Origin of the sequence: Granulicella sp. L46 (assembly GCF_009765785.1) — a bacterium.
Classification (GTDB): domain Bacteria; phylum Acidobacteriota; class Terriglobia; order Terriglobales; family Acidobacteriaceae; genus Granulicella.
Genome location: NZ_LMUT01000012.1, coordinates 812,077 through 825,858 on the forward strand (window position 1 = coordinate 812,077; position 13,782 = coordinate 825,858).

At 62.0% G+C, this 13,782-nt stretch carries 16 protein-coding genes; 13 read left to right on the forward strand and 3 right to left on the reverse strand.

Annotated features, from left to right (window positions below; all coding sequences use genetic code 11):
* Positions 1-8: 8 nt before the first annotated feature.
* From GSQ80_RS12795 to GSQ80_RS12815, 5 genes are all read left to right on the forward strand, one after another.
* Positions 9-428 carry a hypothetical protein gene (locus GSQ80_RS12795; RefSeq protein WP_158787996.1) on the forward strand — a complete coding sequence of 140 codons (420 nt, stop codon included), beginning with the start codon at positions 9-11 and terminating at the stop codon, positions 426-428.
* 228 nt (positions 429-656) lie between these two features.
* Complete coding sequence (locus GSQ80_RS12800; protein ID WP_158787997.1) at positions 657-1,355, forward strand: site-2 protease family protein; 699 nt, start codon at positions 657-659, stop codon at positions 1,353-1,355.
* A gap of 19 nt (positions 1,356-1,374) precedes the next feature.
* Positions 1,375-2,058 (forward strand): O-methyltransferase, encoded by a 684-nt coding sequence (locus tag GSQ80_RS12805; protein WP_158787998.1) that lies wholly within the window; start codon positions 1,375-1,377, stop codon positions 2,056-2,058.
* A 172-nt stretch (positions 2,059-2,230) separates the two neighbouring features.
* On the forward strand, positions 2,231-3,412 hold the full coding sequence (gene trpS, locus GSQ80_RS12810; protein ID WP_158787999.1) for a tryptophan--tRNA ligase: 1,182 nt from the start codon (positions 2,231-2,233) through the stop codon (positions 3,410-3,412).
* A gap of 2 nt (positions 3,413-3,414) precedes the next feature.
* A complete protein-coding gene (locus tag GSQ80_RS12815; RefSeq protein ID WP_254059619.1) occupies positions 3,415-4,497 on the forward strand; it encodes a ScpA family protein in 1,083 nt (360 codons plus the stop codon).
* Between the two features lie 3 nt (positions 4,498-4,500).
* Here GSQ80_RS12815 and GSQ80_RS12820 read toward each other — a convergent pair whose 3' ends face one another.
* Both GSQ80_RS12820 and GSQ80_RS23915 read right to left on the reverse strand, forming a co-directional pair.
* A complete protein-coding gene (locus tag GSQ80_RS12820; protein ID WP_158788000.1) occupies positions 4,501-4,845 on the reverse strand; it encodes a DUF2442 domain-containing protein in 345 nt (114 codons plus the stop codon).
* Positions 4,823-5,080, reverse strand: a complete 258-nt coding sequence (locus GSQ80_RS23915) for a DUF4160 domain-containing protein (protein WP_158788001.1) — start codon at positions 5,078-5,080, stop codon at positions 4,823-4,825. The genes GSQ80_RS12820 and GSQ80_RS23915 overlap by 23 nt, the downstream gene beginning before the upstream one ends.
* A 71-nt stretch (positions 5,081-5,151) precedes the next feature.
* Between GSQ80_RS23915 and GSQ80_RS12830 the strand changes: the two genes are divergently transcribed.
* From GSQ80_RS12830 to GSQ80_RS12865, 8 genes are all read left to right on the forward strand, one after another.
* Positions 5,152-6,237 (forward strand): purine nucleoside permease, encoded by a 1,086-nt coding sequence (locus tag GSQ80_RS12830; RefSeq protein ID WP_158788002.1) that lies wholly within the window; start codon positions 5,152-5,154, stop codon positions 6,235-6,237.
* Positions 6,238-6,398: 161 nt separating this feature from the next.
* Positions 6,399-8,021 (forward strand): inorganic phosphate transporter, encoded by a 1,623-nt coding sequence (locus GSQ80_RS12835; protein ID WP_158788003.1) that lies wholly within the window; start codon positions 6,399-6,401, stop codon positions 8,019-8,021.
* Between the two features lie 69 nt (positions 8,022-8,090).
* Complete coding sequence (scpB, locus tag GSQ80_RS12840; protein ID WP_158788004.1) at positions 8,091-9,209, forward strand: SMC-Scp complex subunit ScpB; 1,119 nt, start codon at positions 8,091-8,093, stop codon at positions 9,207-9,209.
* 109 nt (positions 9,210-9,318) lie between these two features.
* A complete protein-coding gene (locus GSQ80_RS12845) occupies positions 9,319-10,005 on the forward strand; it encodes a Bax inhibitor-1 family protein (RefSeq protein ID WP_158788005.1) in 687 nt (228 codons plus the stop codon).
* A 223-nt stretch (positions 10,006-10,228) separates the two neighbouring features.
* Complete coding sequence (locus GSQ80_RS12850) at positions 10,229-10,861, forward strand: DUF4142 domain-containing protein (RefSeq protein WP_158788006.1); 633 nt, start codon at positions 10,229-10,231, stop codon at positions 10,859-10,861.
* A gap of 48 nt (positions 10,862-10,909) precedes the next feature.
* On the forward strand, positions 10,910-11,848 hold the full coding sequence (locus GSQ80_RS12855) for a pseudouridine synthase (protein WP_158788007.1): 939 nt from the start codon (positions 10,910-10,912) through the stop codon (positions 11,846-11,848).
* A 58-nt stretch (positions 11,849-11,906) separates the two neighbouring features.
* Positions 11,907-12,362: a hypothetical protein gene (locus GSQ80_RS12860; RefSeq protein ID WP_254059620.1), complete on the forward strand. Its 456-nt coding sequence runs from the start codon at positions 11,907-11,909 to the stop codon at positions 12,360-12,362.
* 120 nt (positions 12,363-12,482) lie between these two features.
* Positions 12,483-12,902: a hypothetical protein gene (locus GSQ80_RS12865; RefSeq protein ID WP_158788008.1), complete on the forward strand. Its 420-nt coding sequence runs from the start codon at positions 12,483-12,485 to the stop codon at positions 12,900-12,902.
* 88 nt (positions 12,903-12,990) lie between these two features.
* Here GSQ80_RS12865 and GSQ80_RS12870 read toward each other — a convergent pair whose 3' ends face one another.
* Positions 12,991-13,533, reverse strand: coding sequence for a GNAT family N-acetyltransferase (locus GSQ80_RS12870; protein WP_158788009.1), 543 nt, complete (start codon positions 13,531-13,533; stop codon positions 12,991-12,993).
* Positions 13,534-13,782 lie beyond the last annotated feature (249 nt).

Consider the following 13,782-nt stretch of genomic DNA (forward strand, 5'->3'; position numbering starts at 1 on the left):
TCGCCTCCATGGCCGCTGGCTACAACGGCTTCAGCGCAACACAGGCTAACCCCGCCATGAGCGGCAGCAATTACACCCAGGCAGACCTGATCCTCTACGCCAAAGTCGCCGCCTCCATCCTTGGCGTTGAGTCCGAGCACCGCGCCCTCATCCGCTCCCTCGGCACGGCCAACATTGCCAACCCCACCTTCGCCGGCACGAACCTCATCCCGGCAAACAACCTCAACTACGAAATCGACGCAAGCCTCACTGGCCTCATCGTCGGCGTCGGTGGAACCAGCACCACGGCGGCGACTGCGCTCGGTTCGTTCCTGTCCTCCAGCCCCGCGTTCAGCGCAGGCTTCAGCTTCGGCACCGCTAACTCCAACTACAACTCTGTCATCACCGCCGGCGTCACCACCAGCGGCACCATCCCCAACCCCGAATAGTCCACCTTCCCCACTACTCGCACACGATGCCCGCAAAACCAGGCCGGCAACAAAAAGCGGAGACAGCTTAGGCTGTCTCCGCTTTCGTTAGATCGCCGCAGTCGCCTGCATTGGGTGAACTTCCTGCATGCAGGGTCGACCCAGACTACTGCAGTGATCTTGATGCCACGAAGTCTATACCTACCCAACCGTCCAGGGAAGCACAAAATACTCCAGTAAACTATCTTCATGCCGTTGACGTACGCGTTGATCATCTTTGAATTGGTTGTGTTGGTACTCTCTATCTCTCTGCACGACTGCGCCCAGGCGTGGGCCTCCAATCGCCTCGGCGACCCCACCGCACGCATGATGGGCCGCCTCACCATGAACCCGGCCCGCCACTTCGACCTGCTCGGGATGCTCATCTGGCCCGTCCTCTTCATCTTCCGCAGCCCCCTCATCCTCGGCTGGGGCAAGCCCATCACCTTCACTCCACGGAACTTCCGCAATCCGTCGCGCGACGAGATGCTTGCTACCCTCGCCGGCCCAGCCGCCCAGCTTCTCGCCGCCGTCATCGCACTCATCGCCCTGATCATCGTCCGCCACACCGTGCCCGGCACCTTCGACTCGTTGGTCATCGCCTCCCAACTGGCTATGCGCAACTTGAGTATGGGCACCGAAGGCCTTCCCGGCATCTTCCCCCTTATCCTCTTCCTCTACTTCTGCATCCTGGTCAACATCCTCCTCTTCGTCTTCAATCTCGTCCCGCTCCCTTTCCTCGACGGCGGCAAGATCCTCATGCACTACCTTCCGTTCAACGCCGCCAAGACCTACCAGAGCATGAGCCTTTACTTCATGTTCGGCTTCTTTTTCTTCGGCTTTTACATCATCCAGATCGCCTTCATTCCCATCATGACCATCTTCAAGATCCTCCTCTTCAGCCTGTAAACCCCGAGACTCTCCCGCGATGCCGAACTCCAAACCTGAAGCCCTATGGGCCTCCGTCGACCGCTATCTCAACGACACCCTCATCCCGCCCGACCCGATCCTTGAGGCCGCGCTAGCCGCGAACGCCGCAGCCAATCTTCCGGCCATCGACGTCTCCCCCAGCCAGGGCAAGCTCCTGCAGCTCCTCGCCGAAACGCAGCGCGCCTACCGCATCCTCGAAATCGGAACCCTCGGCGGCTACTCCACCATCAACCTCGCCCGCGCGCTTCCGCCCGACGGCAAACTCATCACACTCGAGCTCGACCCCCATCACGCCAAAGTCGCCCTAGCCAACATCGCCCACGCCGGCCTCGCCCACGCCGTAGAGCTCCGCCTCGGCCCCGCACTCGACTCCCTCGCCCAGCTCCACGCCGAGCACGTCGAGCCGTTCGACCTCATCTTTCTCGACGCCAACAAAGACGGCTATCCGGACTACCTCACCGCGGCCCTCAAACTCGCCCGCCCCGGCACCCTGATCCTCGCCGACAACGTCATCCGCGACGGCGAAGTCATCGACCCCACCAGCACCGACCCCAACGTTCAGGGCGTCCGCCGCTTCTTCGAGATCCTAGCCGCCGACCCCCGAATCTCTTCCACCGCTGTTCAAACGGTAGGCAGCAAGGGCTACGACGGCTTCGCCATAGCCCGCGTCGTCAGCCTCTAGAAAATCTTCCTTCAGCACAAATCTGTCATCCTGAGCGAAGGCTGGCACATTCCTGTGCCAACCGCAGCCGAAGGCCCCGCCACCCTGCCCACCCCGGCTACGTTCTTTCGGGTTCCGAACCCAAACCCCACAGCCCTCTCCCCCTTAGCCATGTATCCTTAAGCTTCGACTCATGAGCCCCACTTCCCCACGTTCGACACCCCGCCCCCGCGTCCTCTCTGGCATGCGTCCCACCGGCCGCCTCCACCTCGGCAACTACATGGGAGCCCTCTACAACTGGGTTCACCTGCAGCAGGATTACGACTGCTACTTCTTCATCGCCGACCTCCACGCCCTCACCACCGACTACGCCGATCCGGGCGACGTGCAGGCCAACAACATCGAGATCACGCTCGACTTCCTCGCCGCCGGCCTCGACCCCGGCCGCTGCGTCATCTTCAAGCAATCCGACGTTCCCGCCCACTCCGAGCTCTTCCTGCTCTTCAGCATGTTCACCCCGCTCGGCTGGCTCGAACGCGTCCCCACCTACAAGGACCAGCAGGAGCAGCTCCGCGAAAAAGATCTAGCCACCTACGGCTTCCTCGGCTATCCGCTCCTGCAAGCCGCCGACATCCTGCTCTACAAGCCCGACTTCGTCCCTGTTGGCGCCGACCAGGTCGCCCACGTCGAGCTAACCCGCGAGGTCGCCCGCCGCTTCAACTCCCTCTACCCCGGCGACTTCTACACCTCGCCCGAGGCCGCGCCCTGGGAGATGCCCGCCATCCTCGAAAAGGCGCGCAAGCTGGCCGGCAAACCCCAGGGTTCCAACCGCACCGACTTCAGCCCTCGCCAGCTCTTCGAGGCTGCCTCGCAAACCAAGAAAATCTCGCCCTTCGGCCGCCTGGAGATCCTCCCCGAGCCGCAAGTCCTGCTCACTCCGTCGCCCAAACTCCCTGGCCTCGACGGCCGCAAGATGTCCAAGAGCTACAAGAATCACATCGAGCTATCCGAGTCCGACGAGAGCATCCGCGCCAAGCTAAAGGTCATGGTCACCGACCCCGCCCGCATTCGCCGCGACGACCCCGGCAACCCCGACATCTGCCCCGTCTTCGACCTGCACAAAGTTTTCAGCTCTGAAGAAACGCAGCTCAAGGCCGCCGAAGGTTGCCGCTCCGCCAGCATCGGCTGCATCGAATGCAAGAGCTGGGTAGCCGACGCCATCGTCGCGACCATCGCCCCCATCCGCGACCGCCGCGCCGACCTCGCCGGACGCCCCAGCGTCGTCCACGACGTACTCGCCAACGGCAAGGACCGCGCCGCCAAACGCGCCAACGAAACCCTCGCCGAAGCCAAACACGCCATGGGAATCGCCTGAACATGAGCGAAGAAAAAGATCTCGACCCCAAAGAGCATCTCGCGCAAGAAAATGCCGAGCACCAGGAAGACTCTGTCATCCTGAGCGAAGACGCGCGCAGCGATGAAGAAGGTGCTGTCATCCTGAGCGAAGCGCAAAGCGCGCAGTCGAAGGACCCCGATGCCTCTAGCCCCGACGACACTGCCGACGCCTTCTCAACCCCCGCTCCCCACACCCCCTTCGCGCTCGAGCACCCTCCCACGCCCCCACCAACCCCCGAGCCCAAACGCGAACGCGACAAGTCCCGCGACGAAGCCTCGCAGTCCCCCTTCAGCATCACCGTAGGCCAGGTCTACGACGGCCCACTAGACCTCCTGCTCGATCTCATCCGCAAGCAGAACATCGACATCTACGACATCCCCATCGCGCGCATCACCGCGCAGTTCCTCGAGTACACCCACCACCTCAAGGACGCGGACGTCGACGCAGCTGGCGAGTTCATCTACGTCGCCTCGCTACTCATCCACATCAAGTCCCGCATGCTCCTCCCGCGCGACCCCCTTGCTCCTGAATCGGAATCCGACGATCCGCGCCGCGAACTCGTTGACCGTCTCCTCGAGCACGAACGCTTCAAGGCGGCCGCGCAGATGCTGCTGCAAAAACAAATGCTCGAAGAGGCTACCTGGACCCAGTCCGGCCTTAAAAACTTCCTGCACGACGAGGGCGTCGACTCCACCGAATCCGACCGCGAGATCGACGCCGACACGGTCGACCTCGTCCGCGTCTTTCAGGACATCCTCACCCGCCTCCGCGATCGCCCCGTCCACAACATCGACGAGGAAACCGTTACCGTCGCGCAGATGATCGACTTCGTCAAACGCCGCCTGCTCATGGAAGACAGGCCCGTAAGCCTGCGCCGCATGCTGCAAAACACCAAGAGCGAGCGAGCGGTCATCTGCACCTTCCTCGCGATGCTCGAGCTAGTCCGGCTGCAAGCGATCGTCCTCCGCCAGGGCGACCACTTCGGCGACATCCTAGTCAAAAAGACCGACCGCTTCGACCAGGTCTTCGCCGAACAAGCCCAGGTTCGCGACGACTGGAGCTAAGCTCTAAGCCGCTTTTGTCTCGCGGTGTTTCTCAGCCCACTCTCGTTCCCATTGGTCGTTGCCGAATCGTCCCGAAAGCAGGCCCTCGAGTGTCACCCCATCATCAATGCGAGGGAAATCGAAGCTCCAACCCGCTGGGCTGATCTCCACCTCACTTAGCTGCTCATCGGTCGCACTGGCCAGCCCCTGCACCCTCTCCTTAGGAACGGAGATCGTCATGCCCGCCTTCAGTTGCGCATGTACCATCCCGGTCGCCGGATCATAGTGCGCAGCAACGATGTAGAGACCGCGCTGACGGCACTCGTCTCCATACACATCCAGCCACTCACGCTTTTCCGGCGTCGCCATGTAGAACCTCCCATGCCTTACACAGGATATCTCGATTTTCTTCAATAAATCGAGCCAACATCACCTCTTCATGCGGACTTGTCCCAAACCTGGCACGCACGATTGCTGCGCCGCCGGAGCAAGGAAGTAAAAAGACCGCTTCCACTCCGGGCCCACGCGCGTGAACATGGGCTGGCTCGTGGTCCCGTGTATAGATCACCAGATTGAAGCCGCGAAATCTCAGAATAGTCGGCACTCCACCACTCTATTCCCCCGCCACCATGCGATACCCTAAACACTCCACACCAACAGCCGCAGGAGTCCGCCATGCGCACCCACATCCGTGTCTTCGCACTCGCCCTCACCGCCGCGCTCCTGTGCTTCGCATCGCCCGCTCAATCCCCTGACAAACCCTGGCCCATCCGCGCCGTCATCGTCACCACCTTCGAGGTCGGCAACGACACCGGCGACATCCCCGGCGAATTCCAGTTCTGGGTCGAGCGCGAGCACCTCACCGAAACCCTCCCCTTCCCCGGCGGCCCCACCATCCCCGGCAAGCCTGGCCAAACCCACCCCATCCGCACCAACGCCGACCACACCATCCTCGGCATCGTCAGCGGCACAACACTCGTCAACGCAACCGCCTCTATGATGGCCCTGGGCCTCGATCCCCGCTTCGACCTCACCCACGCCTACATCCTGATCAACGGCATCGCTGGCGTCGACCCCAGGATCGCCTCCCTCGGCTCCGCGGCCTGGGCCGATTACGTCGTCAACGACGTAGCCCGCGAGATCGATCCCCGCGAGGCTCCCAAAGACTGGCCCTACGGCATCTACCCCTCCGGCGCCACGCGCCCCGATCCTGCAGCCGTCACCGAAACCACCTGGACCCGCTCCAACCTCTACACCCTCAACCCCACGCTCACCGCCTGGGCCTACGCCCAAACCAAGGACCTCAATCTCGGCGACGACCCCAAAGTAGCCGCGTTCCGCGCCGGCTTCACCAACGACCCGGCCGCTCGCCGTCCCCCCTTCGTCCTGATCGGCGCCACCTTCTCCAGCGACTACTACTGGCACGGCACCATCATGACCCAGTATGCCCGCGACTGGGTCCGCCTTTACACCCAAGGCAGGGGCACCTTCACTACCACCGAGATGGAAGACGCCGGCTTCATGAACGCCATTGAGCGCCTCGGCAACATGCAGCGCGTCGACCCCAACCGCGTCCTGATCCTTCGCACCGCCAGCAACTTCTCCGAGGAGCGCCCCGGCCACGCCGCCGCCGAATCCATCACGGCCCCCTACATCGGTGGCCGCCTCGCCCTCGAGTCCGCCTACCTCTGCGGCTCCACCGTCCTCCACAAGCTCCTCGCCGACTGGCCCACGACCTATTCCCACATCCCCGGCAATTAGCACCTGAATCAGTGGTAACTAGCTCCCGCCTTTCGTTGGTTACTTTTAGCCCAATTCCCTTAGTAGCCTCACAAGTTCACGCCCTGTTCATCTCCCCGCAATAATCTCGCTTCTAAGCTGGTCGAGTCCTCAACTCCCAGATTTTCGAAAGCGAACCCATCATGGCGGCTACCGCAGTCAAAGGCGAATCCACTTACACCAAGTCCATACTTGACGAAAAGATGAAGAAATCGCCCGTCGGCCGATGGGGCGTGATCGCCTTCGGTGGCTTGCTCGTCGTCGGCGTTACCTATATCGCCATGCATCTCGGAGCCGACCTTTCCGTCGTCCATTCTGCTTCCGTCTTCCCCTACATCCTGCTAGGCGTTGCGCTCTTCATCGCGCTGGGGTTCGAGTTCGTCAACGGCTTCCACGACACCGCAAACGCCGTTGCCACCTGCATCTACACGCACTCGCTTGAACCGCACGTCGCTGTCATTTATTCCGGCTGCCTGAACTTCATCGGCGTCATGCTGTCCTCGGGTGCGGTGGCCTATTCCATCGTCAGCCTGCTTCCCGTCGAGCTCATTCTCAAGGTCAGCTCCGGCTCCGGTTTCGCGATGGTATTCGCTCTACTCATCGCCGCAATCCTATGGAACCTTGCCACCTGGTGGCGCGGTCTGCCTGCCTCCAGCTCGCACACGATGATCGGTTCTATCATCGGCGTCGGCGTCGCCAACCAGCTCATGCACGGACACTCCGGCCTGAGCGGCGTCGATATGACGCAGGTGAAGAAAGTCTTCACCGCTCTGCTGGTTTCGCCGCTTGTCGGCTTCGGCATGGCCGCGCTCCTCTTCTTCCTCTTCAAGCTTCTCGCGCGCGATCCTCGCCTCTACAAGGCTCCTGAAGGCACCGCACCGCCACCGTTCTACATCCGCCTGCTGCTCATCGGCACCTGCGGCGGCGTGAGCTACTTCCACGGATCGAACGACGGCCAGAAGGGCATGGGCCTGATCATGCTCATCCTCGTCGGCACTGTCCCCACGGCCTACGCGCTCAACCACACCGTCAGCGCGTCTGAAGTCCAGACCTTCGCAGCAGTCTCCACCCAGGTCGCCGGCGCTCTGGGCAACTACGCTTTGCCCACCGCTTCCATCGGCGACAGCGGTGCGGTGCTGGAGAACTTCGTCAATACCAAGAAGTATGAGCCGGACGTAATGCTCGCTTTGCAGCAGGAGGTCACCGACATCCGCAATGAGGCCGTCGGCTATGGCTCGCTCGCAGGTGTCCCGCCTAACATGCAGGCCAACGTCCGTAACCAGATGTACCTCACCAGCGCCGCTCTGACGCTACTGCCCAAGGCTGCGGGAGCACCCACGATCAGCGCCTCGGACACCGCGGTTCTCGGCAACTACAAAAAGTTCCTGGACAAGTCGACCAAGTTCATCCCCACCTGGGTCAAGGTCGCCGTCGCCCTCGCGCTCGGCCTCGGAACGATGATCGGCTGGAAGCGCATCGTGGTCACTGTGGGCGAAAAGATCGGCAAGACCCACCTCACGTACGCCCAAGGTGCAGCGGCTGAGATCACCGCGATGATCACCATCGGCCTCGCCGACGGATATGGCCTGCCAGTCAGTACCACTCACGTCCTAAGCTCCGGCGTGGCGGGCACCATGGCGGCCAACAAGAGCGGCCTGCAGATGTCCACCATCCGCGATATTGCCCTCGCCTGGGTCTTCACCCTCCCGGCTGCGGCAGTGCTCTCCGGCTGTCTTTTCCTGCTCTTCAACAAGATCGCCGGCTAACGCCCCGATTTTGCACCACATCTACACCTCTTCCATGGGTGCAGGGTTGATACACTCAACCCTGCACCCATGAGTCTTAAAGCCAAGATCGAAGCTGTCATCTACGCGTCCGAAGAGCCTGTCACTCTCGCCCAACTCACCGGCCTGCTCGGTGAGGAGGGCCAGGCCGAACTCGACGTCCTCGCCGCCCAGCAACACTCCCTCGCCCTCGAAGACGAGCAGGCCGACGGCGACGCCGACATCGAGCCCGTCGAAGACGCGGACGCCCTCAACGCCGAGACCACCGGCTCCTCCGAAATCCCTGAACCCCTCTCTGACTCTGTCATCCTGAGCGAAGACTCGCAAAGCGAGTCGCAGCCGAAGGACCCCGACACTATCAACCTCGCCACAACCGCCGAACCTATTTCCGGCGACGACGCTCCAGCCACGGAAGAACCCGCAGCCAGCGGCGCCAAAACTCTCGCCGCCGAGCAAAAGCTTGCCGCCCGGAAGCTCCGCGACTACTTCCGCTCCCTCCTCGACGAGCTAATCGCCGACTACGCCAACGGCAACCGCGGCCTTGAGATCCGCGAAGTCGCCGGCGGCTTCCGCCTCGGCACCAAGGCCGAGTACCACGATGCCGTCCGAGGCTTCGTCAAGTCCCTCAAGCCGCCCCTCAAGCTCACCCTGCAGGCCCTCGAGACCCTCGCCGTGGTCGCGTACAAGCAGCCCGTCACCGCCCCCGAAGTCTCCGAGATCCGTGGCGTCGACTCCGCCGGCGTCCTCGGCTCGCTGCTCACCCGCAAGCTCGTCACCACCGCCGGCCGCAAGCAGGTCATCGGCCGCCCCATCCTCTACAAAACCACCAAGGACTTCCTCCTCCGCTTCGGCCTCAAGGACATCAACGAGCTCCCCAGCATCGAAGAGTTTGAAAAGATGGCCGGAGAACTCAACGACGCCGTCCAGGAAGAGATCCCCATGGAAACCCACGCCGCTCACCCCTCCGCCTCCAGCGACGAAGCCAGCGCCGACGCCATCGAGCTCGAAGGCCACAACCTCCAGCCCATCGAGCCCGACGCCCCCACGTCCGAGCCCGAATCCATCCCCGAAGCAGAGACTTCCTCCGAGCTCGAACCCTCCGCCGACGTCCATTCTTCCCAGGCGGACGGCGACCCCGAGGATGAAGCCCCGGAAGACTCCGAAGCCTAGACCCGCCGCGGTTCTAACTCCCGCCGGCGGGCAGCGCCCGTCCGCGCGGGACCCCGACTTTTCATGCTGTCGTGCGGCCAAAAAGCGTAGGATTTAACCGGAGGGCATTATGGACAACCGCGATAATCCCATCATCATCGACGGCCGCAATGGCACTCAAACCTTCGGCCAGACCCAGACCCGCACCGCCTCCTCGCTACTCGCGCAGGTTCTCGTCATTACCTCGGTCGGCTTTTTCACCTCCGCGGTCGGCGTGTACGTCGCGCCCGTCTCCGCGCCCGCCGGCATGTTCTGGCTCTACCTTATCGTCACCCTCGGCCTGATCTTCGCCATCCGCGCCGCGCGCAATATGCCCGCACTCGCCTTCGGCCTCTTCCTCGTGCTGGCCCTCGTGATGGGCTTCGAAATCAGCCCCTACATCAACATGCTGCTGCACACCGGCCACACCAATGCGGTCTTCAACGCCGCGGTGACGACTGCCGTCGGCATGGCGGTCCTCGGTATGGGAGCACAGATCTTCACCTTCGACTACCAGAAGGTCCGCAACTACGCCATGGCTGCCCTGCTCGGCCTGATCATCATCGGCGTCCTCGGCATGTTCTTCCACTTCATCAGCCCGAACGTCTACTCCTACCTCACGCTCGCAATCTTTGGCGTCCTCGTAGTCGTCGACTTCATGCGCATCCACAAAGGTGGCGACGGCGCCACCGCCATAGAACTCGCCCTCAGCATCTACCTCGACGGCCTCAACATCTTCCTCGCCCTCACCCGCATCTTCTCCGGCCGCCGCGACTAGTACCACCCCATTCGTCTCATCGAATAACACTTCAACACTCCCAAAGTGGGCATAAACCAGGTCCACTGACGCATGTCCGGGGACAACGGCGCTCACCGCCTCGGGCATCGAATTTAAGCAGACGAGCCGCGCCCGGCCCCCGCACGATCTTCGACAACCTGCCCGCATCCCTCCGGCATTCGGGCCACTCCAACATCTCCTAAGAGAACAGAAAGGTATGCGCATGAGCATTCAGAACCCCCGCACAAAATTCTCCTTTACCGCCGTGTTGTTACTTGCAAGCGCGACCGCTTTCGCCCAGTCAGCCATGCAGCAGCAGGCGCCGTCCACACCCACCCCGCAAACCCCCAGCCAAGCCAGCGCCCCAACTGCCAATGCAGATGCCGGCGGCCCACCCCCCATGCCCAACTACGCCGACCAGGCCTTCGTCGAAACCATGCTGAAGAACAACGACGCCCAGATTCAGATGAGCCAACTGGCCCAGCAGAAAGCCTCCAGCGGCGACGTCAAGGATTTCAGCCAGCGCATGATCGAGATTCACACTCAACTCAACCAGCAGCTAGCTCCCCTCGCCAAGCAGCTCGACGTCAGCCAGAATCAGAAGCCCTCCAAAGAGCAGAAGAAAGAGATCGCCCAGCTTGAGCAGCTCTCCGGTCCAGACTTCGACAGCGCCTATCTGCAGGCGATGGCCCGCGAGCAATCTCACAGCCTGAAGCAGTTCAAGAGCGGAGAATCCGCGCAAAATCCCAGCATCCAGAAGGCCGCCAAGATCGATGAGCCTGTGCTCGATCAGCACTACCAGATCCTGCAAAAGATCGCGCAAACCCACAACGTCACGCTCGACGCAAAGGAATAACGCCGCGCAGATCATCCTCTCGATCGTCTAAACGGCGATAATGAAGAGATGAAAGCCGAACCGAATCCCAGCGACGCACCCACCGGCGAGCGCCTGCAGAAAATCCTCGCCCGCGCCGGCATTGCCAGTCGCCGCGCCGCCGAGACCATCATCCTCGAAGGCCGCGTCCAGGTAAACGGCCAGACCGTCACCGAACTCGGTACCCGCGCCGACATCACGCGCGATCACATCCGCGTTGACGGCAAGCTCCTCCACGGCCCCGAGCCCACCAAGTACTTCATGGTCAACAAGCCGCGCGGCTACGTCACCACGCTCGATGACCCCGAGCATCGCCCCACCGTCATGCAGCTCCTCGGCCAGGACAAGCAGAAGAAGATCGTCGGCGAGCACTCCAAATTCCCACGCCTTTACCCCGTCGGCCGCCTCGACTACCTCTCCGAAGGCCTGCTCCTGATGACCAACGACGGCGAGCTCGCCAACAAGCTCTCCAAGGCCGCCACCGGCGTTCTCAAAACCTACCTCGTGAAAGTCTCCGGCGCTCCCACCGACGCAGCCATCGACCAGATCCGCCGCGGTATCATGATCGATCGCGGCCGCCTCGCCGACACCCGCTCCACCGGCCGCCGCGATCGCGTCTTAACCCAGCCTGCAAAAGTTGAGCAGGTGAGGGGCGGCGACAACCCCTGGTACGAAGTCACCCTCACCGAAGGCCGCAATCGCCAGCTCCGCAAGATGTTCGAAGAGATTGGTCACCACGTCGAAAAAATCCGCCGCATCGGCTACGGAGCCCTCACCCTCGACGTTCCTCCCGGCGGCTTCCGCGAGCTCACCACCGGCGAAGTACAAGCCCTCAACCGCGCCGCCGCAGGCAAGAAGGTCGAGCGCAAGAAAGTCCTTCCTGAAGCTGCCCAGCTCAAAAAGCCTGTCCCGCCCAAGCGCAAATTCCGCCCCCGGACCGGCGCACCCCCGCGCCGCCGGCCCTCATAAGCTTAGCTGCGGCGAGTGAGCTAAATTGCTCACTCTAAATAATTTATCCTCCTACCGCATGGCAACGAATCCTCCCTCCACCCACTCCTACGGTGTGAGGTATCACTTCATGCGCACCATCAAGTACGGCCTTTTCGCCGCAGCCACGGCAGGCTTCTTCCTGCTACTCCCGGCAACTCCCTCGCACGCCCAGGTCACCGTGACCTTCGGCGCAGAACCCAACTGTCCCTACGGCTATTACGATTACGCGCCCTACAACTGCTCTCCCGACGGCTACTACGGCGCTGAGTGGTTTAATAACGGTGCCTTCATCGGCGCAGGCCACTGGGCCCACGGTCACTCGGACTTTCATGGCGACGTCAACAACTCCTACGATCCTCAGCATGGCTACAAAGGAACCTACCCTGCACGCGGCGAAAAACCGTCGCACCCCGGCGCCTCTCAAAACTTCAAAGGAAATGAGACCCGAGACGGCCAAGGCCACAACACCCCGCACAACACTCCAGGCAAATAATTTTTCTCTCGATAGGCAACCCCCGCGTCCTCAACGGGCGCGGGGGCTTCTCATTTTGGGCAAATAAGCGGCAACTTCTCAGCGCAATTTGGTTTCTTACCAAAACTGGAGGTTCTTCCCATGAGCAGTATGAAAACCGTCATTGCAACATCTGCAGCAGCTCTGGCCATCGCCCTGATGCCAGCTCCCAAAGCCAATGCCCAGGTCTCGGTCAATATCGGTGTCGCGCCCGCTTGCCCGTACGGCTATTACGACTACGCGCCCTATAACTGCGCACCCTATGGCTTCTATGGCCCCGAATGGTTCAATGGCGGTGTCTTCATCGGAGCCGGCCCCTGGTTCCACGGTCCCCACGACTTCCGTGGCGGCGTCGATCGTTCGTACGACCCGCGCTACGGTTACAAGGGTGCCTACCCCGAGCACGGTGCCTATCATGCGCCCCCAGCTAACCACCAGGAGTTCCATGCCTCCCACATGAGCGACGGCCATGGTCACTACAGTGAAGCTGGTCATGGCGGTCACGGCGGCCACGGTCGCTAAATCTTAGCCACTACGCCCTAGCTCTCATCAACCCACGCCCTGCGCCCGATGCGCTCCATCGGCGCAGGGCCTTTCTTTACCGGCGCCTTCACGTTCGCCGCCACGCCCACCACTCCTCCGCGGTAATTTCCCAGACCTCCGTCTGCAGCCGTCCCGACACATATTCGCTCTCCTTCACCTCCACCACCCGCATCCCCGTCTTCTCCGAAATCCGCCGCGACCCAACATTCTCCACCGCCTTCGGCACCCGCATCACCGGAAACCCCAGCACCTCGAACCAGTAGTCGGTTACCGCAATCACCGCCTCAGTCATCAGCCCCTGTCCCTGCCACGGCAAACCCATCCAGAAGCCGCGATTGTTCTCTCCCAGATAAAGCCCGATCCTACCGATGATCGTCTCCGTTTCCGTCTTCAACCGCAGCGTCCAATCCCACTGCTCGCCGCGTTCAATCCCCGGCAACGCAGTATCGCGAATATTCTCGAGCGCCCCACCCTCAGGGAACGGCCACGGCACCCTCGCATTCAGCAGCCGCACAATTTCCCACTGCCCAAACAGCTCCTGAATCCGCTCAGCATCGCCCAGTTCCAGCGGCCGCAAAATCAACCGCTCGGTCTCGAGTGTCGGGTTCATTTCGGCAGCATAGCATCTACTCAGGAACCCCCCTGGCTACAAAGTAGGCATGAATCAAGGCTGTCGTGCTATACTGGTCTCGCGTTGATAATTTTCACGCAGGGCACCGCGGGCAGATGACTCCAAATGGATTCGAGTCTGGCCAGAGACCGCGAGCGCCATACATACCCCACCCACCGCCCGCCTCTTAAGCGTTGGTTGCTCTGGCTAGCAGGCCGATCACAGGATCACGCCTCGCCGTGCAGCAGC